We start from the raw sequence: 25860 nt of genomic DNA, 5'->3' as shown, positions 1-25860 counted from the left end.
AGAAAAGGCCCGCAATGCGGGCCTTTATGATTGCTAAAACCGATGTCAGGCGCTTTTATTTAGCTGCGCCAGGCTTACCCAGGTTTCCACCACGGTGTCCGGGTTCAGTGACAGACTGTCAATGCCCTCTTCCATCAGCCAGGCGGCAAAATCCTGATGGTCGGACGGTCCCTGCCCACAGATTCCGACATATTTTCCCTGCTTCTTCGCCGCTTTGATGGCCATGGAGAGCAGCGCTTTTACGGCTTCGTTACGTTCGTCAAACAGTGCGGAGACCACGCCGGAGTCGCGGTCCAGCCCCAGCGTCAGCTGAGTCATATCGTTGGAACCAATAGAGAAGCCATCGAAGTGCTGCAGGAACTGTTCTGCCAGCAGGGCATTGGACGGAATCTCACACATCATAATGATCTTCAGTCCGTTCTCGCCACGCTTCAGTCCCTGACGCGCCAGCTCTTCCACTACGGCCTGCGCCTGATCCACGGTGCGCACAAACGGAACCATGATTTCGACGTTGGTGAGGCCCATTTCGTTGCGAACACGCTTCACCGCTTCACACTCCAGCGCAAAACAATCCCGGAAGCTGTCCGCCACATAGCGACCTGCCCCACGGAATCCCAGCATCGGGTTTTCCTCTTCCGGCTCGTAGCGTTCACCGCCCACGAGGTTGGCATATTCATTCGTTTTAAAATCTGAAAGTCGGACAATTACGCGTTTCGGTGCAAATGCAGCACCAAGCGTGGCAATTCCTTCGGTCAGGCGAGCAATGTAAAACTCGACCGGATTATCAAATCCTTTCATCATTTTACGGATCTGCTGCTGCAGTTCCGGCGTCTGCTTATCGAATTCCAGAAGCGCTTTGGGGTGAACGCCGATCATACGGTTAATGATAAATTCCAGACGCGCCAGACCAACACCTTCATTAGGCAGACAGGCGAAATCAAAGGCACGATCCGGGTTACCCACGTTCATCATGATTTTCAGCGGCAATTCAGGCAGCGAATCGACCTGCGAACTGGTGACGTCGAAGTCGAGCAACTGATCGTAAACGTAACCGGTGTCGCCCTCGGCGCAGGAGACGGTGACCTGATGGCCCTCTTTCAGCCGATCGGTGGCGTCACCACAGCCGACGACGGCCGGAATGCCCAGCTCACGCGCGATGATCGCCGCATGACAGGTTCGTCCGCCACGGTTAGTAACAATCGCTGACGCCTTTTTCATGATCGGTTCCCAGTCCGGGTCGGTCATGTCCGTCACCAGCACATCCCCTTTTTCAATGCGATTCATTTCGCTGATATCGTGGATGACTTTAACGACGCCTGCGCCAATACGATGACCGATAGCACGGCCTTCAACCACGACACTGCCCTGCCCCTGCAGCGTGTAACGCTCCATCACCTGACCATTAGAGCGCACGGTTTCAGGACGCGCCTGAACAATAAACAGCTTGCCCGTGTGACCATCTTTAGCCCACTCAATATCCATCGGGCGCTGATAATGCTGTTCAATCAGCACGGCCTGCTTCGCCAGCGCCTGCACTTCTTGATCACTCAGACAGAAACGGTCGCGTTCAGCTTCCGGCACATCTTCGATCCGCACCTGCTCGCCATGCGCCTGAGAGTCGGCATAGACCATGCGAACCTTTTTCGAGCCCATATTGCGGCGCACGATCGACGGACGATCGGCTGCCAGAGTTGGCTTGTGGACGTAAAACTCATCCGGGTTAACGGCACCCTGCACTACCATCTCACCCAGTCCCAGCGCGGCGGTAATGAAGACCACCTGATCAAAGCCGGACTCGGTATCAATGGTGAACATCACACCTGACGAGGCCAGGTCAGAGCGCACCATGCGCTGAATACCAGCCGACAGTGCAACGCCACGGTGGTCGTACCCCTGATGCACGCGGTAAGAGATAGCACGGTCATTAAATAGCGAGGCGAAAACATGCTTCACCGCCACCATCACGGCGTCGATGCCCTGCACATTGAGGAAGGTTTCCTGCTGGCCGGCAAAGGAGGCGTCAGGCATGTCTTCTGCGGTGGCAGAGGAGCGGACAGCGAACGAAGCGGCATCATCATCTGCAGAAAGTTGCTTATAGGCGTCCAGAATGGCGGACTCCAGCTCTGGCAGGAAAGGCGTCTCTACCACCCACTGACGAATCTGCTTACCCGCTTTTGCCAGCGCATCCACATCATCAATATCGGTCTCATCCAGCAGCGCATAAATTCGCTGGTTCAGACCGCTTTGATCGAGGAACAGGTTAAAGGCCCAGGAGGTGGTCGCGAAACCATTGGGCACGGAAACGCCCAGCGACGACAGATTAGTAATCATTTCACCCAGAGAGGCATTTTTGCCGCCTACCCGATCAACATCATGCATGCCAAGTTGGTTATACCAGAGCACAAGTGGCTGTTCGCCTTTAGTGGACATTGAGCTTATCCTTTATCGATTATCAATGAATGGACACAGGGAGTTATCTGTCCTCAGCCTGGCATATCACCCCCTCAATAACGATCTGTTGAATCGTTAAAGCAGAATTTCAGCAACAGTTTCGGAATTGTGAGCGGATTATTTTGCTGTTGCGCAAAGACGCTATTTTTCGCTAAATGATTGATGCAGCGGGAAATGGCAGGTTTTCATCCATTTAACCATTCTGTTTTGTTGCGCAACAGTGGCGTGGCTATTTGCGGTTTAATAACAGATAAAAAAGAATTCCGTCGAGAGGAAACGCTTTTCCATTTTTTATTATCATGATGAAACAGCAGGCAAATAATCCGGACAGACCTTCCAGAATTTAAAATCAGAGATGATTTATTTAAGCGCATGGCTCATGCTGATTGCTCACTCTTGTCTGAGGCTGATTTCGTTATGACAACTGACAGAAGCGTTTTTTATATCTCCGATGGTACGGCCATTACGGCTGAAGTGCTGGGCCATGCGGTGCTGTCGCAGTTTCCGGTCAATATCACCAGTCTGACGCTGCCATTTGTGGAAAACGTCCAGCGGGCGCTGGCGGTTAAAGCCCAGATTAACGCGCTCTATCAGCAGAGCGGCGTCCGGCCGCTGGTATTTTTCTCCATCGTCACGCCGGAAGTGCGCGACATCATCGTGCAGAGCGACGGATTTTGTCAGGATATCGTGCAGGCGCTGGTCGCCCCGCTGCAGCAGGAGCTGGGCCTGTCGCCCGCGCCGGTTGCTCACCGTACCCATGGACTGGATGCCAGTAATCTGGGGAAATATGATGCACGCATTGCGGCGATCGATTACGCCCTGGCGCATGATGACGGTATCTCGCTGCGCGGGCTGGAGGATGCACAGGTAATTCTGTTAGGCGTCTCGCGCTGTGGCAAAACCCCCACCAGCCTCTATCTGGCGATGCAGTTTGGTGTTCGCGCCGCCAACTATCCTTTTATTGCTGACGACATGGATAACCTCAAACTGCCGCCCGCGCTGCGTGCACATCAGAATAAACTTTTCGGGCTAACCATCGATCCGGAACGCCTGGCGGCGATACGTCAGGAGCGAGCGGAAAATACCCGTTACGCCTCAATGCGTCAGTGCAGGCTCGAAGTGGGCGAAGTTGAAGCGCTGTTCCGCACTCATCAAATCCGCTATCTCAACAGCACCAACTACTCGGTGGAGGAGATTGCCACTAAAATTCTCGACATCATGGGCCTGACGCGCCGCATGTATTAAGAGGCTAAGCGGGAAGGACTTGTAAAGCGGCGCTGCCGTCGCTTTTGATTTCATTATCAAATCCCGGGTTGAATTCGCAGGCTAATGGTTTATTGTGACCACCATCACTTCCCGGTATTTCACCGCTGCGAAGAATCGTTTTCGAGAAACTCATGAACAAAACCGACGAATTGCGTACCGCACGCATTGGTAGTCTGATTACCCCCGCCAGCCTGGCGGCTGAGCATCCTGTCTCTGCGGCGATTGCCGACAATGTCACTGCTGCCCGTAAGCGTATAGCCCGTATTCTTACCGGGGAAGATCCCCGCCTGCTGGTGGTAATCGGCCCCTGTTCGCTGCACGACCCGAAAGCAGCACTGGAGTATGCTGAACGTCTGAACGCGTTACGCAGCCGTTATGAAGACCGGCTGGAGATTGTGATGCGTGCTTACTTCGAGAAGCCGCGCACCGTAGTGGGCTGGAAAGGCTTAATCTCCGATCCGGATCTGGATGGCAGCTATGATGTGAACCGTGGCATCGGTATCGCCCGCAAGCTGCTGATTGATATCAACGCACTGGGTCTGCCAACCGCCACCGAGTTTCTGGATATGGTGATCGGCCAGTTTATTGCCGACCTCATCAGCTGGGGCGCAATTGGCGCACGCACCACCGAAAGCCAGATCCACCGCGAAATGGCCTCGGCCCTCTCCTGCCCGGTCGGCTTTAAAAACGGTACTGACGGTAACGTACAGATTGCCGTGGATGCGATTCGTGCCGCGCGTGCCAGCCACATGTTCCTGTCGCCGGATAAGCTGGGCCAGATGACCATCTATCAGACCAGCGGCAACCCGCACGGTCATGTAATCCTGCGTGGCGGCAAACACCCTAACTATCATGCCAGTGATGTCGCCGCCGCAGCGGAGAGTCTGTCGGCGTTTAATCTGCCAGAGCAGCTGGTGATCGACTTCAGCCATGCCAACTGCCTGAAGCAGCATCGTCGTCAGATGGATGTCGCGGCAGAGGTGGCAGAGCAGATTAAATCTGGATCACGAGCCGTTGCCGGTGTAATGATTGAGAGCTTCCTGGAAGAAGGCAATCAGAAAGTGGTGACCGGTGAACCGCTGGTTTATGGCAAGTCGATTACCGATCCCTGCCTCGGCTGGCAGGACAGCGAAGAGGTGCTCGCCCTGCTGGCCGAGGAGGTTTCTCACCGCCTGTGAGTCTCTATCAGCTGGAGCAGCTCACCTCTAAGGTTTTGCCCCAGTCTGGCGGCCGCTGACGATACTCAGCGGCTGTCTCATCGCTAAAGGGTTGCTGTAACGCCTGATGCAGACGTGCCAGCGCACCCTGTTCTCCCCGCTCCGCCTCTTCTATCGCCTGCTGCGCCAGATAATTGCGCAGAATCACCGCCGGATTGGACGCCTTCATCACGGCCTGGCGTTCCGCATCGCTGACCTGCTCATCCATCAAACGACTGCGGTAGCGCTGATACCAGCCGTCAAACGCCTCACGATCGATAAATTCGTCCCGCAACGGTGAACGGCTTTCAGCCTGTTGGGTCTCACTTAGCAGCCGGAACGTCAGGGTGTAATCGCTGTGCTCCTGGGTCATCAGGGCCAGCAGATCCGTCAGAATCTGATTGTCGCTGCTCTGCTGCGTCAGCAGGCCGAGCTTCGCCCGCATCCGCTCGCCCCAGACACGCATCAGTTCAGGTTCATAGGCGCTCAGCGCCGTCCGCAACTGCTCCGTGGTCAGCAGACCCGACAGCGCATGCGCCAGCCGGTTGAGATTCCACATGCCAATCATTGGCTGATTTTCAAAACTGTAGCGCCCCTGATAGTCGCTGTGATTGCAGATGAAATCAGGCTGGTAATCATCGAGAAAACCAAACGGGCCATAGTCGATGGTCAGGCCAAGAATCGACATGTTGTCGGTGTTCATCACCCCATGCGCAAAGCCCACGCTCTGCCACAGTGCAATCAGCCGCGCGGTGCGTAACACAATATCGGTAAACCACTGTTGATAGCGGTCCGCTTCCTCTTCCAGATGTGGCCAGTGATGACGGATGGCGTAGTCGGCCAGCTGCTGCACTTTCTCCTGCTGCTGGCTGTAAAAGAAATGCTCGAAATGACCGAACCGCAAATGGCTCGGTGAAATGCGCATCAGCATCGCGCCACGCTCGGTGGTTTCGCGGTAGACCGGCTCATCGCCTATCGACAGGGTAAGTGCGCGCGTGGTGGGAATGCCCAGATGGTGCAGCGCTTCCGAAGCAAGAAACTCCCGCACGCTGGAACGGATCACGGCACGACCATCGCCCATGCGGGAATAAGGCGTCAGGCCTGCGCCCTTGAGATGCCAGTCAAGTTTACTGCCATCATCAAGGCGCTGTTCACCCAGCAGAATGCCGCGCCCGTCGCCAAGCTGACCCGCCCAGACGCCAAACTGATGGCCGCTGTAGACCTGCGCCAGCGGCTGCATGCCGGGCAGCAGGGCCGCGCCGTGCCAGACGTCATGACCGCGACCTTCAAAGAGTGCGCTATCCAGACCCATTGAGGTTGCAAGCGGTGCGTTGTGATACAGCAGGCGTCCGCCTGCCAGCGGTGTGGGGTTTAGCGCGGTGTAACACCCTGTCAGTTCACGGAACCAGGTATTGTCAAAAGATGTCTTGCCTGAGGACATTGTTTCTCCCATGCGCTGCTCAGCGATACGTAGATTAATTCTCTAGTGTAACGCTGATAACGGGGATTAACAGGGAGTATCAGCCAGGATGCTGAGAGGATGGCATGCGATCGTCGGCGCAGAGCAGCGAACGCAGTGCATCAGATTTGACCACCGGGAAGAGCGCACCCTGAAAGTCGGCACCGTCGAGCTGGCTGACTTTATCGAACAGCACTTCGTCGTCAACGCCACAAATAATGAGGCGGTCACAATGGGCGCGAAAATTATCAATAATGCTCTGAATAAGTGGTACGAATGAAGCGCGTGTTGCCAGTGAATGAATAAATTCTTTGTCCAGGCAGATGCAGCTGAATAAATTATCGTAGACCGCATTAGAGGGTGTCTTGCCTGCGCCGAAATGTGAAATCGCTAAATTAAATTCAGCATGCAGGTTCGCCAGCAAAGGATTATTTTTGCCCAGCTTCAGTTGCGGAAACGTTTCAGTTATATTCAAAAGAATGAACGGCAGCTGCTTTATTTTCCGCATCACTAATTCACTGGCCAGCAGTGTCCGCGCCATACCTTCATCAATACGGATAAATGCTGACACCGAATGCGCTTCAAATAACGCACGATTCTGCTCCAGCAATCCAATCTGACTTTGCAGAAGGCGCAGCTGCTGCGACTCATCAAGCTGCGGCAGCAACAGGTCCTGCGGCAGAGTGATGGGAGCACTTTCATGCACAAACTGCGTTACCAGCTCGACAGCGGTCAATCGCCCGTGAAAATCACAGACAGGATAAAACCAGATTTCCGACTGATAGTCGGCCGAGAGATGAATTTTCATTTTAATGCCAGAATAAGCGGCGATGGGGATATCGTATAGTAATGGTCAGGTACAGGCAATAGTGCCAAACCATTGAAGAGACGAACTTCTTTACCCTTCCACCGCCGTTTGACAACAGGCGATCACGCTTAAGCCAAATAGTGGCACTAAAATAGCGGTTATTAGTGGAATTAAATAAGCACTTATTATGATTATTAAAACCTGCTCTCAATAACTGTCATTTAAAATAAAACTTTTACTCTCTGTTTTAACTCTATTTAAAATTGGACTTAAGTCGGATTTGGCGAGCTGCGTTTAAATACGGCGCGCCTGCCAGAACACTTTTCGCCAGTAGACATTGTCCAGCGAAGAGCGGACTACGCCCTGGCTGGTTGAGGCATGGATAAAGGCATTATCGGTATCATAAATGCCCACATGCAGGCCATTCTCGCCGCGACCGGTTTTAAAGAAGACCAGATCGCCGGGCAGAAGTTCGTCTTTGCTGATTCGGGTGCCGATATCGCTTTGGGCGGAGGTAGTGCGCGGCAGCTGCAGCGAAAATTTGTCGCGGAAGGTCAGATAGACAAAGCCCGAGCAGTCAACACCGTTACGACTCATGCCGCCATAGCGATAAGGCGTGCCACGCCAGTGACCGAGTTGATCGTTCAGTTCCGCTATCACGGTGATCGAATCGGAAAGACGGCCATTAATCGGCGGAGCGTGATGACTGCATCCCGTCAGCAGCAGAACTAAAATCAGCAAACCCAGGCGCATCGCCAAATGTCCTTATCAGAAGTTACAACCGGCTTAATGTAGCGGTAAAGCCCGCCAGGTAGCAAGTGTCAGGGCAGGACGGTCAGTAGCGTGCGTCCTTCGAGTTGAATCTGCCGGAAAGCTATCTGGTAAAGCGGAGTCAGGCGCTGCGGCGTCAGGACTTTTGCCGGTTCGCCCTGCGCAACCACTTGTCCCCTGTTCATCAACCAGACCCGATCGGCCTGTTGCAGGCTGTGGTTGAGATCGTGACTACTGGCGATAACGCTGATACCTGCCTCGCACAGCTCCGCAATCAAATCATCTACCGCTTTCTGCTGCCCGATATCCAGCGCCGTCAGTGGCTCATCAAGGATTAACAATCGCCCGTGGGGATTGATGAGAGGATCAATCTGCGCACAGACTGCCGCCAGCCTGACGCGCTGCCATTCACCGCCGGAGAGTCGGCTCAGCGAACGGGATAATTTATCCTGCAGCTGAAGTCGTTCCAGCAGCGTGCTGAGTCGGACATCGGACTGCGAGCCCGCCTGTTTAAGATGCAAACGCAGATAGTGCCAGACCGGCATCTGACTCAGCGGTGCCTGCTGCTGTGGCAGCCAGCCGCGAACCCTGGACAGTGCCGCGCCGTTCCAGTCACTCAGCGGCTTTTCATCCAGCAGCACCGTGCCGGAGGTGGGTTGCAGCCCGGCAATCACGCTAAGTAAGGTGCTTTTTCCTGCCCCGTTCGGCCCTGCCACGTGCAGCAGCTGACCGGCGGCAAGCTCACCGGTCACTAACAGCAGCCGTCCGGAGACGGCAGCCTGTTGCAGGCGCAACAGCATCTACTTTGCCAGCGCCTGCTTAATGGTTTCCAGAATGATCGGATCTTCCGGCGTCATGTCAGGTGCAAAACGCTGGATTACGCTGCCGTCACGGCCAATCAGGAATTTTTCGAAATTCCACAGAATGTCGCCCTGCTCTTTCGGCGCGCGGCCTTTACTCTCCATACGCTCGTAAAAGCCGCTGCCTTCCGGACGCACCGCGTCAGGACGGGCCGCGATCATCTGAGCATAAAGCGGATGACGTCCTGCGCCATTGACCTCGGTTTTGGCAAACATCGGGAACGTGACACCATAAGTGGTGCTGCAGAAAGTTTTTATCTCCTCACTGCTGCCCGGCTCCTGCTCCAGAAACTGATTGCAGGGAAAACCAAGTACGCTGAAGCCCTGATCCTGCCAGGCTTTCTGCAGGTTCTCCAGCTCTTCATATTGCGCCGTCAGACCACATTTCGAGGCAACGTTGACCACCAGCAGGACCTTGCCCTGCCACTGTGACAGCGTGGTTTTTTCCCCATCGAGCGTAACCAGTTCAGTCTCATAAATGTTCATGCTATTTCCTTTGTGAATGCTGTTGTGGATGCTGTTGTGGATCCAGAATAACCAGCCGAAGCTAGCGCGAAGATTTCACCAGTAAAATAATAAACAGCGGCGCGCCCAGTGTCGCGGTCACTACGCCTATCGGCAATTCCGCCGACGTCAGCGCCAGACGTGCCACGATATCGGCGGCCAGTAGCACCGCCGCGCCCGCCAGCGCCGAGGCCGGCAGCAGATAACGGTGGTCGCTGATGCCACTCAGGCGCAGCAGATGTGGGATCACTAGTCCGACAAAGCCAATAGCACCAGCCATCGCGACGCTGATGCCCACCAGCCAGCCCATCGCCAGCACCAGCAGGTTGCGCCAGTAGAAGAGTGACAGCCCGAGCTGGCGGGCGGATATCTCGCCCAGGGCCAGCAGATTGAGGATTGGCCCGGTCGCCCCCAGCGCCAGCATCACCGGCAGCAGGGCCAGTATCATCCAGCCGTAGCGCCAGTCAATCCCGCTGAATCCCCCCATCATCCAGTACATCAGCTGACGCAGATCGAGACTGGTGCTGAAGTAGACCGCCCAGGTCATGATGGCGCTGCAGATAATTCCTAGCGCCACACCGGTCAGCAACAGCCGGGTGACCGAAAGCTGGCGATGCGCAAAATGCAGCAGGATTAGCGTAATAATCAACGCACCGGCCATCGCCGCCAGCCCGAGGCTCCACAGCGAGCCGCTGCCCAGCAGCACGCCGAGCACCAGGCCGATACCGGCTCCGTTCGAAACGCCAAGGAGGCCAGGCTCCGCCAGCGGATTAGTAAACAGCGCCTGCATCACAACACCGCATATCGCCAGAGACGCACCCACCAGCACCACCGCCAGGCTGCGGGGCAACCGCAACTGCCAGACAAAGAGTCTGCTGCTCTCGGTGAACCATGCTGAGGGCGCGATCCAGCTGTCTCCGGCGCAGAGGCTGAGACAGACCAGTGCAGCAAGCGTAAGAGCCAGCGCAATCAGCCATTTCTGGCCGCGCCGATCGGACTGGCGCGCGAACGTATCGAGCAGAGACATAAGCAGGATTAGCTGAGAAAACAGTGATTTGATTGTAGAGGGATTGCAGAAAAAAGAAAGGCTGGTGAGGCGGTTTGTGCCGGGATGGGGTGGACATTAACGGGTATGGAGAGCAGAAATTCTGCGTGCTGAACCATGAAAAAAGGCCGCTTTCGCGGCCTTTTTGAAACGCTGAAATTCAGTCAGTCTCTTTGGGTGTAGCGTTCTCTACGCGGCTTTTCAGCTTCTGTCCTGGGCGGAACGTTACTACGCGACGCGCAGTAATCGGAATATCTTCACCCGTTTTCGGGTTTCTGCCAGGACGCTGGTTCTTGTCACGCAGGTCAAAATTACCAAACCCAGACAGTTTTACCTGTTCTCCATTCTCCAAAGCGCGACGTACCTCTTCGAAAAACAGCTCTACTAACTCTTTGGCATCGCGTTTGCTCAACCCAAGTTTCTCAAACAGGTACTCTGACATCTCAGCTTTTGTAAGCGCCATAGGTTCAATCCCTCAAGGTTGCCTGGAATCGCTCTTTTAATGCCGCAACGCATTTGCCAACGGTCGCGGCAATCTCCTCTTCTTCGAGTGTCCGGCTGGTATCCTGCAAAATCAGGCTGATTGCGAGGCTCTTGTAGCCCTCAGAAACGCCCTTACCGCGGTACACGTCAAACAAGTTTACGCCAACTACCTGATTTACGCCAACTTTCTTACACTCCGCGATGATATCTGCTGCAGGGACGTTTTCAGCCACCACAACGGCAATATCACGACGGTTCGCTGGGAAGCGAGAAATCTCGCGCGCGTCAGGCAGGACGCGGTCTGCGACCTTATTCCAAAGCAGTTCAAAGACTAAGGTGCGGCCATTGAGATCAAGCTTACGTTCCAGCTCAGGATGAACCACGCCGATAAATCCGATATGTTCATCATGCAAATAAATCGCCGCGCTCTGTCCTGGATGCAACGCCGGATTCGCTTCAGCCCGGAAGCTGATGTCATCCAGTTTGCCGGTTAAATCGAGCAGCGACTCTAAATCGCCTTTCAAATCATAGAAGTCAACTGTCTGACGCGCCAGATCCCAGTGCTCTTCAACACGGTTACCGCTGATGACGCCAGCCAGCATAAGATCCTGACGGATGCCTAAATCCGCCTGGGTATCTGGCACAAAGCGTAAGCCGCTCTCAAACAGGCGCACGCGGCTCTGCTGACGGTTCTGGTTATAGACCACCGCGCTGAGCAGACCGGTCCAGAGTGACAGACGCATGGTCGACATATCGCTGGAAATCGGGCTAGGCAGTAACAGCGCCTCTTCACCCGGATGCAGCAACTGCTGGATTTTCGGATCGACGAAGCTATAGGTAATCGCTTCCTGATAACCTTTATCGACCAGCAGGTTTTTAGCGCGTTTCAGCGACAGGTTCGCTTCGCGGTGCTGAGTCATGACCAGACCGGCCTGTACTGGCACATCCGGAATGTTGTTGTAACCGTAGATACGGGCCACTTCTTCAACCAGATCTTCTTCAATCGCCATATCGAAGCGCCAGCTCGGGGCGACCGCCTGCCACTGTCCTTCACCTACGGTCACTTCACAGCCGAGGCGCGTCAGAATGTCAGTGACCTGCTCATCCGCAATCACGTGACCAATCAGACGGTCCAGCTTTTCACGACGCAGCGTAATAGTTGCCGGTACAGGCAGGGCTGCCTGATGGGTCTGATCGATGATTGGGCCTGCTTCACCGCCGCAGATGGACAGCAGCAGCTGGGTAGCGCGCTCCAGCGCAGTGTGTTGCAGCGCCGGGTCAACGCCACGCTCGTAGCGATGTGACGCGTCAGTATGCAGACCATGACGACGGGCACGACCGGTAATAGAGAGCGGATCAAAGTAAGCGCACTCGAACAGGATGTTCTGCGTTTCGCCGTTCACACCCGAATGTTCGCCACCAAAGATACCGGCCATCGCCAGCGCTTTCTGATGATCGGCGATCACTAAGGTATCACTCTGCAGCCTGGCTTCAGTACCATCCAGCAGCGTCAGCTTTTCACCCTCTTTCGCCATGCGCACCACGATACCGCCGTCAATGCGGTCCAGGTCGAAAGCATGCATCGGCTGACCCAGCTCGAGCAGAACGTAGTTGGTAATATCCACGACCGGATCGATTGAGCGAATCCCGCAGCGACGCAGCTTCTCTTTCATCCACAGTGGTGTTGACGCCTTAACGTTAATCCCTTTTACTACGCGACCCAGATAGCGCGGACAGGCTTCTGTCGCATCAACCTGAATCGGGAAAGTTTCGTTCAGCGTAGCCGCGACAGGCTGTATCTCTGGCACGTTCAGCGGTAAGCCGTTCAGCACTGCAACATCACGAGCAATACCGATCAGACCCAGGCAGTCAGCGCGGTTAGGCGTGACGCTGATTTCAATGGTGTTGTCATCCAGTTGCAGGTAAGCGCGGATGTCAGTGCCAATCGGCGCATCGGCAGGCAGTTCGATGATACCGTTGTGGTCGTCGGAAATACCCAGCTCCGAGAACGAGCAGAGCATGCCTTCAGACGGCTCGCCACGCAGTTTGGCCGCCTTGATTTTGAAATCACCTGGCAGCACAGCGCCTACGGTCGCAACGGCGACTTTCAGTCCCTGACGGCAGTTCGGCGCGCCACAGACGATATCCAGCAGGCGCTCGCCGCCCACGTTGATTTTGGTTACACGCAGCTTGTCGGCATTGGGGTGCTGACCGCACTCCACCACTTCACCGACCACGACGCCGTGAAACGCACCGGCCACCGGATCAACGCCGTCCACTTCCAGACCGGCCATGGTGATTTGTTCAGACAGCGCGGCGCTGTCCAGGGCTGGATTTACCCATTCGCGTAACCAGAGTTCACTGAATTTCATTGGATATCCTGCCCTTACTTAAATTGTTTGAGGAAACGTAAATCATTTTCGAAGAAAGCACGCAGATCGGTCACGCCGTAACGCAACATGGTCAGACGCTCCATGCCCATACCAAAGGCGAAGCCGGAGTAGACTTCCGGATCGATGCCGACGTTGCGCAGCACGTTAGGGTGAACCATGCCGCAACCCAGCACTTCCAGCCATTTGCCGTTTTTACCCATGACGTCCACTTCTGCAGAGGGCTCAGTAAACGGGAAGTAAGAAGGACGGAAACGAATCTGCAAATCTTCTTCGAAGAAGTTGTTCAGGAAATCGTGCAACGTGCCCTTCAGGTTGGTAAAGCTGATGTTTTTATCAACAATCAGCCCTTCCATCTGATGGAACATCGGCGTGTGGGTCTGATCGTAATCGTTACGGTAGACACGGCCCGGCGCAATAATGCGGATGGGTGGCTGCTGGGCCTTCATGGTACGGATCTGCACGCCAGAGGTCTGGGTACGCAGCAGACGCGTGGCGTCGAACCAGAAGGTATCGTGATCGGCACGCGCCGGGTGGTGGGCAGGAATATTCAGCGCATCGAAGTTATGATAATCATCTTCGATTTCTGGTCCGGTCATGACGGCAAAGCCTAACTCACCAAAGAAGGTCTCAATGCGATCCATGGTGCGGGTTACCGGATGCAAACCGCCATTCTCAATGCGACGGCCCGGCAGCGAGACATCGATGGTCTCTTCCGCCAGTCGGGCATTCAGCACTGCGGACTCCAGGGCATCTTTGCGCGCATTCAGGCGCTCAGTGACCTGCTGTTTCGCTTCGTTAATTACCGCACCCGCTGCAGGACGCTCTTCTGCTGGCAGCTCACGCAACGTAGTCATCTGCAGTGTCAGATGTCCTTTCTTACCCAGGTATTCGACGCGCACCGCGTCAAGGGCGGCGATATCCGTCGCCCCGTCGATGGCCGCCGTGGCGCTGGCCACCAGTTCTGCGAGTTGGGACATAGTTTCCTCTTCTTCCAGTCAGGCTGGTCAGTTCTCGTTGGGACCTGCCGGTCCAATATACTTACGCCAGAAACAAAAAAGCCTCCACGAGGGAGGCTTTCAGCGCGATTTTTCGTTTCTTCTCTTATGCGCAAAAGCCCCCGAATGTCAGGCGCTAAAGTAAAAAAAGAAACGGAAAATAGCAGCATTCATGCTTGCGGTTACCTTGTCATGCTCTACAGGGGGTCTATTGAAATGCTCAGCGACGAAAATGTCAATCATTTGCGTAAGTTACAGGCAATAAAAAAGGGAGCAAGCTCCCTTTTCCATCTGACTTACGCCAGGGCTGATTTCGCTTTTTCGACCAGTGCAGAGAATGCCACTTTATCGAATACTGCGATGTCTGCCAGGATCTTACGGTCAATCTCAATGGCTGCTTTTTTCAGACCATTGATGAAACGGCTGTAAGACATGCCGTTCTGACGTGCCGCTGCGTTGATACGCGCGATCCACAGCTGACGGAACTGACGCTTACGTTGACGACGGTCACGGTAAGCATACTGACCAGCTTTGATAACAGCCTGGAAGGCAACGCGGTAAACACGTGAACGTGCACCGTAATAGCCTTTAGCTTGTTTTAAGATTTTTTTGTGACGTGCGCGAGCAACTACACCACGTTTTACACGAGCCATTTAGCTCTCCTGTTTAATATTCTGAATTAATGAAAAAAATTTACTTATGCGTACGGCAGGCAGGCAATTACCAGACCCAGATCGCCTTTAGACACCATGCCTTTCGGACGCAGGTGACGTTTACGCTTAGTAGATTTTTTAGTCAGAATATGACGCAGGTTTGCGTGTTTACGCTTGAAGCCGCCAGAAGCGGTCTTCCGGAAGCGCTTGGCCGCGCCACGTACAGTTTTAATCTTTGGCATTTTAAAAATATCCACTTCGCATTGTTAATAACATGACCCAGACAGGCGAACAGTTAACCGCACAGCGCGAACGCTGCGCGGTAAATGCTACTTGAAAGCCTACTGTTTCTTCTTAGGAGCGAGCACCATGATCATCTGGCGGCCTTCGATCTTCGAAGGGAAGGATTCGACAATGGCCAAATCCAGATCTTCACACAGGTCTTTACGGACGCGGTTAAGCACTTCCATACCGATCTGCTGGTGCGCCATCTCACGACCGCGGAAGCGGAGCGTGATTTTGGCTTTATCGCCTTCTTCCAGAAAGCGAATCAGGTTGCGTAGTTTGACCTGATAGTCGCCATCATCGGTTCCAGGACGGAATTTGATTTCCTTGACCTGAATAACTTTTTGCTTCTTCTTCTGTTCCTTAGAAGATTTGCTTTTTTCATAGAGGAACTTGCCGTAATCCATAATGCGGCAAACCGGCGGTTCGGCATTCGGGCTGATTTCAACTAAATCGCCGCCCGCTTCCTCGGCTTTTTCCAAAGCTTCGCGTAATGTGACAATGCCAATCGGCTCGCCATCCATGCCTGTTAAGCGCACTTCGGTAGCACGGATCTCACTGTTAATTTTGTTCGGACGCGTAGGTAGTACTCGTTTTCCGCCTTTAATACTTTATTCCTCCAATTGTTGAAGATTTCGGCTGCGAATCTCTTGCTGAAGTTTCTCAACAAGCACATCGACATCCATCGACCCAAGGTCTTTACCACGGCGGGTGCGAACGGCAACTTTGCCAGCTTCCACCTCTTTATCACCGCAGACCAACATATAAGGGACGCGACGTAATGTGTGCTCGCGGATTTTAAAGCCTATCTTCTCATTTCTCAAGTCTGCCTTCACACGAATGCCAGCATTCTGCAGCTTACGCGTCAAAGACTCAACATATTCTGCTTGTCCATCGGTAATATTCATTACCACGACTTGCAGTGGTGCCAGCCAGGTTGGGAAGAAACCGGCAAATTCCTCGGTAAGAATACCGATGAAACGCTCCATTGACCCCAGAATCGCACGGTGAATCATCACTGGCGTCTGACGATCATTGTTTTCACCCACGTAGGTGGCTTCAAGGCGTTTTGGCAGGGAGAAGTCTAGCTGAACTGTTCCGCACTGCCAGGCGCGATCAAGACAATCGTACAAAGTGAACTCAATTTTAGGACCGTAGAACGCGCCTTCGCCTGGCTGGAACTCAAACTCAATGTTGTTTTCGTTCAGCGCAGCAGCCAGATCTTCCTCGGCACGATCCCACATGTCATCTGTTCCGATGCGCTTCTCAGGACGGGTGGATAACTTCACCACAATCTTTTCAAAGCCGAAGGTGCTGTACATGTCATAAACCATGCGGATACAGCTGTTCACTTCGTCACGCACCTGCTCTTCTGTACAGAAGACGTGTGCATCATCCTGGGTAAAGCCACGCACGCGCATCAGACCGTGCAGCGCACCTGATGGCTCGTTACGGTGACAGCTGCCGAACTCTGCCATACGCAGCGGCAGGTCACGGTAGGATTTCAGACCCTGATTAAAGATCTGAACATGCCCAGGACAGTTCATCGGTTTGATGCAATATTCACGGTTCTCAGATGAGGTGGTGAACATCGCTTCTTTATAGTTTTCCCAGTGCCCGGTTTTTTCCCACAGGACGCGATCCATCATGAATGGACCTTTCACTTCCTGGTACTGGTACTCTTTTAACTTGCTGCGGACAAACACTTCCAGCTCGCGGAAGATGGTCCAGCCGTCATTATGCCAGAAGACCATGCCTGGTGCTTCTTCCTGCATGTGGTAGAGATCCAGCTGCTTACCAATCTTACGATGGTCACGCTTCGCCGCTTCTTCCAGACGCTGCAGATAAGCTGCCAGCTGCTTTTTGTCTGCCCATGCGGTGCCATAGATACGCTGCAGCATTTTGTTGTTGCTGTCGCCGCGCCAGTAGGCGCCGGAGATCTTCTGCAGTTTAAAATGATGGCAGAACCGCATGTTCGGCACGTGCGGACCGCGGCACATGTCGACATATTCTTCGTGATGATACAGGCCTGGCTTATCGTCATGGCTGATGTTTTCATCAAGAATGGTGGTCTTGTAAATCTCGCCGCGTGCCGCAAATACGTCGCGTGCTTCCTGCCAGCTGACCTTCTTCTTCACCACATCGTAGTTGGTTTCAGCCAACTGATGCATGCGTTTTTCCAGCTGGTCGATATCTTCCTGGGTCAGGGTACGATCAATGTCGACATCATAATAGAAGCCGTTATCAATGACCGGGCCAATCGCCATTTTGGTATCCGGCCACAGCTGTTTAATCGCATGCCCTAACAGGTGCGCACAGGAGTGACGGATGATTTCCAGACCCGCTTCATCTTTAGCGGTAATAATCGCGACGGCGGCATCTTCGGTGATGGGATCAACAGCATCAACCAGTTCACCGTTAACGCGGCCAGCAATACAGGCTTTCGCCAGACCCGGACCGATGTCGAGCGCAATATCCATCACACTGACAGGGCGGTCAAACACGCGCTGGCTGCCATCAGGAAGCGTAATTACAGGCATTTCATATCCTTATTTGCAGTGGTAAGCCACACGAAAGCCTACATGCAACGTAATGTAAAATTAGTGACCTGGCGTGATATCAGACCCACATTGTCGGAATGTCACCAGGATTGCAGTGCGGAGCAGATGATAGCAGTTTTCCCCGGCGAGAAAAACCCATGCCCTTTTCGCTAAGCCGTGGAGAGAACAAAAAAAAGCGGCCTGACGTAATGTCAGGCCGCCGGGAATACCACGGGCAAAAATGCGCTTACATCGCGTAAGAGAGCATGATTGAGGTTTTGGTATCCGTACGATCCGGCGCAGATTCTGGCGGATTGTTGTTCCAGGTGACGTTGTAAGCCAGCTTCAGCGCGAAGTGGCTGTTGATCGCCACCTGCAGGCCGGTTTCGGAGTTCACCGTGGTGTCTTCTCCGAAGCTGCTCAGCACGGACACGCCCTGAATGAATTTAGTGGTGTCGGTCAGCTGCCACTGATAGCTGACTGCGCCATAGCCCAGCGCCTTGGTCTGATGACCGCCCGCGTGGTAGTCGTCATAACGTACACCCGGACCGAATTCGGCACGCAGCGAGTGCACCGGACCGTTCAGGATCTGACGACCGTAACCGGCAGTCAGCACGTCACGTGAATCGTAACCATTGAAACGATCGCTTAACCAGCTCGCCTGTCCAAACAGGTAGTCATAGGAGTTGAGGTTATAGCGTGAACGACCACCAATGTTGTACGTCTCAGAAGAGCGTTCATCGTTTGACGAAGTGTTGGCTGCGTTACCCCACAAGCTGTAAGCCATAGACGACTGATACCAGGTCATATTGGTCTGAGCAGTCGTTGATGAACTGGTGGTGTTACCGGTTTGCGCCAGGTATCCCGCAGCAGCAGAACCTTCAAACGGCTTTTTCGCTGTAGAAGGGTCATCCATTGACGTAAATACGGCGTTATCGGCCAGTGCCTGGTGACAAAAAGCTCCGGCGGAGAGCAAAAGAACAGCAGACAGCTTGTTATAGGCTTTCATTAAATGTGATCCGTGCGACTGTTTAAAAAACGGAGAGTCTGAAGCGTTTTGCCGGGCATTCAATGCAATTTACGGTAAGTTTTGTAAAAAATTATTAACTTACACAAAATGCCTGGAATCGCCCTGACAACCCCTGTTAATTGGGACTCATCTCATTAACGTCGCGCATTATAGTGCTGCACAAATGAAAAGCCAGACGTAACGGCAGAAGAATTTTGCATCACCGCACTGGCTCCTTACACAAATTTACGCTACGCATCACGTCAGACACGCAGCATCTCCTTCATAATTCGCCTGATTTTTCGCCATAGTCTACGCTCAGTTCAGTTTCCTTTCCCCCAGAGGTGCCTCATGAGCAGCAATGAATTAACCCGCTATATCGTGACCTTTCATTATCAGGAATCGGGATTAAGTGACATCCTGGAGCTGACCAGCGCGATGACCGCCGCCGGTTTTACGACCACGCTGGCGGATGACAGTGGCCATCCCCATGAGTTGGGCACCAACAGCTATGGCATTGTCAGCACGCTGGACGCGGAGGATCTGCGACAGCAGGTCACTTCGGCCGGTGAAAGCGCGCTGGGTCAGAGACCTGAGGTGACCGTCACGACCTTCGAAGAGTATCTGCGCGACGCCGCCGATCATCGCCCCGCCACCTCTGCGCCAGAATAAGAGGTGCAATCGCGCGGGTTTTGGTGAATATTTAAGCATCACAATCTGACTTACGCAGCGAATAACGAGGATAGCCCTATGTGGTCAGCCATTAGTCGTCTGTTAAGCGAGCAGTTAGGCAACGCCGAAATCACTCAACGTCACGCCCTTGCGGGAGGTGATATCCATCCCACCTGGCATATCCGCTACGGTGACCACGACGTCTTCGTCAAAAGTAACAACCGCGAGATGCTCTCGCTCTTTACCTGGGAAGCCGATCAGCTGGCGTTGCTGGCGCGCACCGGTACAGTTCGTGTGCCCAAAGTTTATGGTGTGGGCCATCATCGTGAAGAGAGTTTTCTGCTGCTGGAGTACATCCAGCCACAGCCACTTGATGAGCAGAGCGCGTATCAGCTGGGTCAGCAACTGGCGCACCTGCATCAGTGGAGCGAGCAGACGCAGTTCGGGCTGGATTTCGACAACAACATCACCACTACGCCACAACCTAACAGCTGGCTGCGACGCTGGTCGGTCTTTTTTGCCGAACAGCGCATTGGCTGGCAATTGCAGCTGGCGGCGGAAAAAGGCATTCAGTACGGTGATACAGAGCTGATTATTGCCTCCGTGCAGCGGGTGCTCGCCTCGCATCATCCGCAACCTTCATTGCTGCATGGCGATCTCTGGCCTGCTAACTGCGCCAGCAGTGACAACGGTCCCTGGCTGTTCGATCCCGCCTGCTACTGGGGCGACCGCGAATGCGATTTAGCGATGCTGAGCTGGTACCCCGACCTGCCTCGTCAGATTTACGACGGTTATCAGTCGGTGTGGCCATTACCGGATGGATTTTCGCAGCGTCTGCCGGTCTACCAGCTCTACTATCTGCTGAACCGGGCTAACGTGTTTGGCGGGCACTGGCCTGGCGATGCACAGTTCGCCATTGGCCAGTTGCTGGATGAGGATGCGCTCGGCAACAGTCAGGCCAGACCGGCCTGACCTTGATGTCTGTCAGATAAAGCCCAGCAGCGACAGCGCGAAATAACCGGCTATCGCAATCACCACCGGCAGCACATAGAGCGGGAAGATCTGCAGGAAGATGGTGTGGCGAGGAACGCGCACCTTCTCTTCCAGTTGCTGTCGGGTGCGCCCTTCAGGGCCTTTTGCCTGCTCAAGGATCATCTGATCCTCAATGCCCTCTTTGACGTGACGCGCCTGACGTCCCATCCGCGCGCCTGATGACTCCAGCGCCAGTCCGACAAAAATCAGGATGTAGATCAGCCAGAAACCCAGGTTCATCTGACCGTTAAATTCCGGCACCGGCGAGTTATGCCAGAAGATGTTCAGGAACGGCGTGTTAAAACGCAGCATATCAACGATAACATGGACGAAATCGAGCATGACGGCGTCAATGCCTGGCTGCTTTTCGCTGTGCTTAAACATAAAGCTCAGAACAGAAATAATGGTCGACATCAGCGCCACTAAAAAGAGCACCCAGCCCGCAACTCGCTTAAGGATGGCAATACGGCCAGCCTGTTGATAAGTCATAATATCTCCTGAACCCGGAATCCAATTTGCCGTCAGTCTACCTGCCAACGGTGAAATTTCCCAAATAAAGCGTGGCCGATTGGGCAGAGAGTGCGCCCGCAGAGAATGATGTTAAGGTAAAGCCGACTTTATAAGGAGACCTCTGATGCCCTATCACCGCCCTGTCCTCGCCGCCCTGTTTGATATGGATGGTTTACTGATCGATTCTGAGCCGCTGTGGGATCAGGCTGAACTGGATATCTTTTCAACGCTGGATGTTGACCTGTCACGTCGCAGTGAAATGCCCGATACCCTGGGTCTGCGCATCGATCAGACGGTACGGATGTGGTACGAAACGCTGCCCTGGCAGGGCCCCTCTCAGCAGGAGGTCACCGAGCGTATTATCGCGCGCGCCATGACGCTGGTAGATCAGACGCGGCCCCTGCTGCCAGGTGTGGAAACGGCGCTGCAACTGTGCCGCGAACAGGGGATGAAAATCGGTCTTGCCTCGGCATCGCCGCTCCGGATGCTGGAACAGGTGCTGGAGATCTTCAATCTGCGCCACTATTTCGATGTGCTCTCTTCAGCAGAAGCACTGCCCTATAGCAAACCCCATCCGCAGGTCTACCTCAACGCTGCCGACAGCCTTGCGATCGATCCGCTCAACTGCGTCACGCTGGAAGATTCCTTTAACGGCATGATCGCCACCAAAGCTGCGCGTATGCGGTCAATTGTGGTGCCCGCGGCTGAACACCGTGACGATCCCCGCTGGGCGCTGGCGGATGTCCGGCTGGACAATCTGACACAGCTCAGCCTGCAGCATCTGCAGGGATAATCAACAGCCCGCCTTGTGCGGGCTTTTTTTTTGCCGGTTACACTTCTCGCTTGATCCCGCCCACAATAAAATAAAACAACGTTTCATTTTTATTGAATTCCCATGCCGCTCTGCCTAAGATGCCCGAAGCGTCCCCATTCGGGGCATGAATAACCTGACCTGCAGAGAGGCCTGAGATGGACATTCGCCAAAGTATCCACAGCGATCACGCAAAACAACTCGACACCGACGCACTGCGCCGCGAGTTCCTGATTGAGAAGATTTTCACTGCCGATGACTACACCCTGACATACAGCCATATCGACCGCATCATCATTGGCGGCGTGATGCCAGTGAACAAGCCGGTCACGATTGGTGATGAGATGGGAAAACAGCTGGGCGTCAGCTATTTCCTCGAACGCCGCGAGCTGGGCATGATCAATATTGGCGGGCCGGGGCTGGTAGAAGTGGACGGTAAAGCGTGGGAAATCGGTCACGAAGAGGCGCTCTACATCGGCAAAGGTGAGCGCAACCTGCTATTCCGCAGCCTGAATCCGTCTCAGCCCGCCAAATTCTATTACAACAGTGCACCCGCACACAGTACCTTCCCGGACAAGAAAATCACGCTGCAGGAGGCGGCCACCGCGACGCTGGGTGATGCCGCGACCTCCAACCGCCGCACCATTAACAAATTCATTGTGCCGGATGTTCTGCCGACCTGTCAGCTCACCATGGGTTTAACAAAACTGGATGAGGGCAGTCTGTGGAACACCATGCCCTGCCACACTCACGAACGCCGAATGGAAGTCTATTTCTACTTCGACATGAGCGAAGAGAGCGCCGTCTTTCATATGATGGGACAACCGCAGCAAACCCGCCATCTGCTGGTACACAACGAGCAGGCGGTCATCTCACCCAGCTGGTCAATTCACGCCGGTGTCGGCACCCAGCGTTACACCTTTATCTGGGGTATGGTGGGTGAGAATCAGGTCTTTGATGACATGGACCACGTCAAAATCAGTGAACTACGCTGAGCAGAGGAGAAATACCATGGTACTGAATACGTTTAACCTGGAAGGTAAAGTGGCGCTGGTGACCGGCTGTAACACCGGCCTGGGGCAAGGTATGGCGCTGGGTCTGGCGCAGGCGGGCTGTGATATCGTCGGCGTTAACCGTGATGGCCCGGATGATACCCAGAGCAAAGTCGAGGCGCTGGGTCGCAGTTTCTGGCCGGTGCAGGCTGATCTGATGCAGACCAGTGAAGTGGCTTCTGTGGTTGAACAGGCGGTAGCGGCGGCAGGCAAAATTGACATTCTGGTCAACAATGCCGGCATTATCCGGCGTGAAGACGCACTGAATTTCAGCGAGCAGGACTGGGATGATGTAATGAACATCAACAGTAAAAGCCTGTTTTTCCTGTCGCAGCAGGTTGCCCGTCAGTTTATTGCGCAGGGTAACGGCGGCAAGATTATCAATATCGCCTCTATGCTCTCCTTCCAGGGCGGAATCCGGGTGCCCTCTTATACCGCCTCGAAAAGTGCCGTGATGGGCCTGACCCGTCTCATGGCAAACGAGTGGGCGAAACATGGCATTAACGTCAACGCCATCGCGCCTGGCTACATGGCGACCAACAATACCGAGCAGTTGCGTAATGACGAGTCCCGCAGCGAAGAGATTCTTGGACGTATTCCGGCCGGACGCTGGGGCGTGCCCGATGACATGATGGGCCCGGTGGTCTTCCTTGCCTCTGCCGCGTCTGATTACGTCAATGGCTACACCCTGGCAGTCGATGGTGGCTGGCTGGCGCGTTAATCTTTCAGGTGGGCAGTGTTTCATCGCTGTCCGCCTTGTTAATAATATTCATGCTTCGTTACAGCGTCACATGTTCTCATTTACTGGATAAATCCCTATACTGGATGCATCGACAGCTTTCTTTGCAACCAGGTTCTATCATGACGGGCGAAGGCCACATCATTTTTGCCATTGCCAGCGCTATTTTTGCTAAGCGTGCTGAGCTGACACCCGTGCTGGCGCAGGCCGACTGGTGGCATCTTGTTCCCTCAGCCCTGCTGACATGTCTGTTACCCGATATCGATCACCCCAAATCTCTGCTGGGACAGCGACTAAGCTGGCTCTCTCATCCTATTGCACGCGCGTTTGGCCATCGGGGGTTTACCCACAGTCTGCTGGCCATCGCCGCCGGTTTGTGGCTTTTTCAGATTAACCTGCCCCATTCGTCGCCGATCCCCGCAGATGTGCTGCAGGGTCTGACGCTGGGCTACCTCAGCCATATAGTGGCCGATATGCTGACCCCCGCCGGGGTTCCGCTGCTGTGGCCCTGCCGCTGGCGCTTCCGCCTGCCGATTCTGCGCAGCCAGAAAGGCAACCAGCTTGAACGGGCATTGTGCCTGGGACTGGTGGGATATGCGCTGTGGTTTCCGGTAGGGATGCCATCTTTTGGTGCAAACGGCTGGCCGTCACAGTTGTTCGATACGCTACAAAATGGCGTCGGGCGATTGATTTCCAGTCATACTGCGCAATAAAAGAGCGCAAAACGCCATTAAGTTATAAAGCATTCCATTTGGATATAAGGCGCCCTCTGCACCTGCTGTTACCATTCCTGCTGTCTTAATTCGTGATTAACATTATGCGGCCTTCCCGTGATGGAAGGCCGCATTACTCTGGAGTTTCAGCATGGACCTTCCTCTTACGCTTAATATCGTGGCCTTTGTGGTGCTGCTGGTATTGCTCTCCCGCTTCAGCCGTCAGAACTGGAGCCTGTCAAAAAAAGTGCTGACCGGTCTGGTAATCGGCGTACTGTTCGGCCTGGTATTACAGTTGATCTACGGCGAAAACAGCGCAGTGGTAAAAGAGTCGATCAGCTGGTTTAACATCGTCGGTAATGGCTATGTCCAGTTGCTGCAGATGGTTGTGATGCCGCTGGTGTTCGTTTCCATTCTGAGTGCGGTCGCCCGTCTGCATAACGCCTCGTCGCTGGGAAAAATCAGCGTACTGACAATCGGCGTTCTGCTGTTTACCACCGCGATCTCGGCGCTGGTCGGCGTGTTCGTTACCGGCCTGTTTGGTCTGAGCGCAGAAGGTCTGGTACAGGGCGTACAGGAGACCGCGCGTCTCAGTGCGATCCAGAGCAACTACGTCGGCAAAGTAGCTGACCTGACCGTACCGCAGCTGGTGCTCTCCTTTATCCCGAAAAACCCGTTTGCCGATCTGACCGGAGCCAGTCCGACCTCGATCATCAGCGTCGTGATCTTTGCCGCCTTCCTGGGTGTGGCTGCACTGCAGTTGCTGAAAGATGATGAAGTTAAAGGTCAGCGCGTACTGGTGGCGATCGACACGCTGCAGTCGTGGGTCATGAAGCTGGTGCGTTTAGTGATGAAGCTGACCCCTTATGGTGTGCTGGCGCTGATGACCAAAGTGGTTGCCGGTTCTAACCTGCAGGACATCATCAAGCTGGGTAGTTTTGTGGTCGCCTCTTACCTCGGTCTGGCCATCATGTTTGGTGTTCACGCCCTGCTGCTATCGGTCAATGGTATCAACCCGATGCGCTTCTTCCGTAAAGTGTGGCCGGTGATCACCTTCGCCTTCACCAGCCGCTCCAGTGCAGCCAGCATTCCGCTGAGCGTTGAGACCCAGACCCGTCGTCTTGGCGTGCCTGAGTCGATTGCCAGCTTCGCAGCATCCTTTGGTGCCACTATCGGCCAGAATGGCTGTGCCGGTCTCTATCCGACCATGCTGGCCGTGATGGTTGCCCCAACCGTCGGTATCAACCCGTTTGATCCGCTGTGGATTGCGACGCTGGTTGGGATAGTCACGCTGAGTTCAGCAGGCGTTGCCGGTGTCGGCGGCGGTGCGACCTTTGCTGCACTGATTGTCCTGCCTGCGATGGGCCTGCCGGTGACTCTGGTGGCGCTGCTGATCTCGATTGAGCCGCTGATTGATATGGGTCGTACTGCCCTGAACGTCAACGGATCCATGACCGCTGGTTCCCTGACCAGCCGCTGGTTAGGTCTGACCGATAAGCGCGTACTGGAAAGTGACGACAACGCCGAGCTGGCACACCGTTAATCTGCTCTAAACCTGGCGCGCCCGCGCCAGGTTATTCCTGCCCCTCTTCTCCATAATCTTCCCCATTGAT

Annotated in this window: 26 protein-coding genes and 1 other annotated feature; of the genes, 9 read left to right on the top strand and 17 right to left on the bottom strand. The window is 54.3% G+C overall.

The window, feature by feature from the left end:
* Positions 1-45 precede the first annotated feature (45 nt).
* Positions 46-2430 (bottom strand): phosphoenolpyruvate synthase, encoded by a 2385-nt coding sequence (ppsA, locus tag AC2LB6_RS15600; RefSeq protein ID WP_490094189.1) that lies wholly within the window; start codon positions 2428-2430, stop codon positions 46-48.
* A gap of 438 nt (positions 2431-2868) precedes the next feature.
* Between ppsA and ppsR the strand changes: the two genes are divergently transcribed.
* Together ppsR and AC2LB6_RS15590 are read left to right on the top strand one after the other, a co-directional pair.
* Positions 2869-3696, top strand: coding sequence for a posphoenolpyruvate synthetase regulatory kinase/phosphorylase PpsR (gene ppsR, locus AC2LB6_RS15595; protein WP_003853242.1), 828 nt, complete (start codon positions 2869-2871; stop codon positions 3694-3696).
* Between the two features lie 152 nt (positions 3697-3848).
* Positions 3849-4895 (top strand): 3-deoxy-7-phosphoheptulonate synthase, encoded by a 1047-nt coding sequence (locus AC2LB6_RS15590; protein ID WP_490094188.1) that lies wholly within the window; start codon positions 3849-3851, stop codon positions 4893-4895.
* Between the two features lie 7 nt (positions 4896-4902).
* Here AC2LB6_RS15590 and AC2LB6_RS15585 read toward each other — a convergent pair whose 3' ends face one another.
* The 15 genes from AC2LB6_RS15585 to AC2LB6_RS15515 all read right to left on the bottom strand — a co-directional run bounded on the left by AC2LB6_RS15585 (position 4903) and on the right by AC2LB6_RS15515 (position 18718).
* On the bottom strand, positions 4903-6354 hold the full coding sequence (locus AC2LB6_RS15585) for a protein adenylyltransferase SelO (RefSeq protein WP_490094253.1): 1452 nt from the start codon (positions 6352-6354) through the stop codon (positions 4903-4905).
* A gap of 79 nt (positions 6355-6433) precedes the next feature.
* Complete coding sequence (locus tag AC2LB6_RS15580; protein WP_490094187.1) at positions 6434-7180, bottom strand: EAL domain-containing protein; 747 nt, start codon at positions 7178-7180, stop codon at positions 6434-6436.
* A 294-nt stretch (positions 7181-7474) separates the two neighbouring features.
* Positions 7475-7933, bottom strand: a complete 459-nt coding sequence (locus AC2LB6_RS15575) for a C40 family peptidase (RefSeq protein ID WP_003853251.1) — start codon at positions 7931-7933, stop codon at positions 7475-7477.
* A 68-nt stretch (positions 7934-8001) separates the two neighbouring features.
* Positions 8002-8751 (bottom strand): vitamin B12 ABC transporter ATP-binding protein BtuD, encoded by a 750-nt coding sequence (gene btuD / locus AC2LB6_RS15570; protein ID WP_490094186.1) that lies wholly within the window; start codon positions 8749-8751, stop codon positions 8002-8004.
* The gene (locus tag AC2LB6_RS15565) at positions 8752-9297 is read right to left on the bottom strand and encodes a glutathione peroxidase (RefSeq protein WP_136199111.1); all 546 of its coding nucleotides are present in this window, start codon (positions 9295-9297) and stop codon (positions 8752-8754) included.
* A 61-nt stretch (positions 9298-9358) separates the two neighbouring features.
* A complete protein-coding gene (gene btuC, locus AC2LB6_RS15560) occupies positions 9359-10342 on the bottom strand; it encodes a vitamin B12 ABC transporter permease BtuC (protein WP_490094185.1) in 984 nt (327 codons plus the stop codon).
* A gap of 178 nt (positions 10343-10520) precedes the next feature.
* Positions 10521-10823 (bottom strand): integration host factor subunit alpha, encoded by a 303-nt coding sequence (ihfA, locus tag AC2LB6_RS15555; RefSeq protein ID WP_003853259.1) that lies wholly within the window; start codon positions 10821-10823, stop codon positions 10521-10523.
* A gap of 4 nt (positions 10824-10827) precedes the next feature.
* Positions 10828-13215, bottom strand: a complete 2388-nt coding sequence (pheT, locus tag AC2LB6_RS15550) for a phenylalanine--tRNA ligase subunit beta (RefSeq protein ID WP_490094184.1) — start codon at positions 13213-13215, stop codon at positions 10828-10830.
* 14 nt (positions 13216-13229) lie between these two features.
* Positions 13230-14213: a phenylalanine--tRNA ligase subunit alpha gene (gene pheS, locus AC2LB6_RS15545; protein ID WP_090961585.1), complete on the bottom strand. Its 984-nt coding sequence runs from the start codon at positions 14211-14213 to the stop codon at positions 13230-13232.
* A 71-nt stretch (positions 14214-14284) separates the two neighbouring features.
* Positions 14285-14410, bottom strand: a sequence feature (Phe leader region).
* Positions 14361-14405, bottom strand: coding sequence for a pheST operon leader peptide PheM (pheM, locus tag AC2LB6_RS15540; protein ID WP_106120997.1), 45 nt, complete (start codon positions 14403-14405; stop codon positions 14361-14363). Its footprint overlaps the feature before it by 45 nt.
* Before the next feature lie 117 nt (positions 14411-14527).
* On the bottom strand, positions 14528-14884 hold the full coding sequence (gene rplT, locus AC2LB6_RS15535) for a 50S ribosomal protein L20 (protein WP_003853267.1): 357 nt from the start codon (positions 14882-14884) through the stop codon (positions 14528-14530).
* Between the two features lie 44 nt (positions 14885-14928).
* Positions 14929-15126, bottom strand: a complete 198-nt coding sequence (gene rpmI / locus AC2LB6_RS15530) for a 50S ribosomal protein L35 (protein WP_010245683.1) — start codon at positions 15124-15126, stop codon at positions 14929-14931.
* A 99-nt stretch (positions 15127-15225) separates the two neighbouring features.
* Positions 15226-15777, bottom strand: a complete 552-nt coding sequence (gene infC, locus AC2LB6_RS15525; protein WP_029519030.1) for a translation initiation factor IF-3 — start codon at positions 15775-15777, stop codon at positions 15226-15228.
* A gap of 3 nt (positions 15778-15780) precedes the next feature.
* Positions 15781-17709 (bottom strand): threonine--tRNA ligase, encoded by a 1929-nt coding sequence (gene thrS / locus AC2LB6_RS15520; RefSeq protein WP_490094183.1) that lies wholly within the window; start codon positions 17707-17709, stop codon positions 15781-15783.
* Between the two features lie 247 nt (positions 17710-17956).
* A complete protein-coding gene (locus tag AC2LB6_RS15515) occupies positions 17957-18718 on the bottom strand; it encodes a DUF481 domain-containing protein (protein ID WP_090961591.1) in 762 nt (253 codons plus the stop codon).
* Between the two features lie 351 nt (positions 18719-19069).
* Here AC2LB6_RS15515 and ghoS point away from each other — a divergent pair, with 351 nt between their 5' ends.
* Entirely contained in the window at positions 19070-19390 is a 321-nt protein-coding gene (gene ghoS / locus AC2LB6_RS15510) for a type V toxin-antitoxin system endoribonuclease antitoxin GhoS (protein ID WP_490094182.1), read from the top strand.
* 78 nt (positions 19391-19468) lie between these two features.
* The gene (locus tag AC2LB6_RS15505) at positions 19469-20362 is read left to right on the top strand and encodes a fructosamine kinase family protein (protein WP_490094181.1); all 894 of its coding nucleotides are present in this window, start codon (positions 19469-19471) and stop codon (positions 20360-20362) included.
* 12 nt (positions 20363-20374) lie between these two features.
* On the opposite strand, the gene AC2LB6_RS15500 is transcribed toward AC2LB6_RS15505, so the two are convergent.
* Positions 20375-20911 (bottom strand): YniB family protein, encoded by a 537-nt coding sequence (locus tag AC2LB6_RS15500; RefSeq protein WP_490094180.1) that lies wholly within the window; start codon positions 20909-20911, stop codon positions 20375-20377.
* Positions 20912-21056: 145 nt separating this feature from the next.
* Here AC2LB6_RS15500 and hxpB point away from each other — a divergent pair, with 145 nt between their 5' ends.
* From hxpB to AC2LB6_RS15475, 5 genes are all read left to right on the top strand, one after another.
* Positions 21057-21725, top strand: coding sequence for a hexitol phosphatase HxpB (hxpB, locus tag AC2LB6_RS15495; protein ID WP_490094179.1), 669 nt, complete (start codon positions 21057-21059; stop codon positions 21723-21725).
* Positions 21726-21901: 176 nt separating this feature from the next.
* Entirely contained in the window at positions 21902-22738 is an 837-nt protein-coding gene (kduI, locus tag AC2LB6_RS15490) for a 5-dehydro-4-deoxy-D-glucuronate isomerase (protein WP_490094178.1), read from the top strand.
* 16 nt (positions 22739-22754) lie between these two features.
* Positions 22755-23516 carry a 2-dehydro-3-deoxy-D-gluconate 5-dehydrogenase KduD gene (gene kduD / locus AC2LB6_RS15485; RefSeq protein ID WP_490094177.1) on the top strand — a complete coding sequence of 254 codons (762 nt, stop codon included), beginning with the start codon at positions 22755-22757 and terminating at the stop codon, positions 23514-23516.
* Positions 23517-23656: 140 nt separating this feature from the next.
* The gene (locus AC2LB6_RS15480; RefSeq protein WP_490094176.1) at positions 23657-24247 is read left to right on the top strand and encodes a metal-dependent hydrolase; all 591 of its coding nucleotides are present in this window, start codon (positions 23657-23659) and stop codon (positions 24245-24247) included.
* Between the two features lie 151 nt (positions 24248-24398).
* Positions 24399-25790, top strand: a complete 1392-nt coding sequence (locus tag AC2LB6_RS15475; RefSeq protein ID WP_010670021.1) for an L-cystine transporter — start codon at positions 24399-24401, stop codon at positions 25788-25790.
* The last annotated feature ends 70 nt before the right edge of the window (positions 25791-25860 follow it).

The organism is Pantoea sp. RCC30.1 (assembly GCF_058148845.1).
This window is presented reverse-complemented; position numbering and strand designations above follow the sequence as displayed.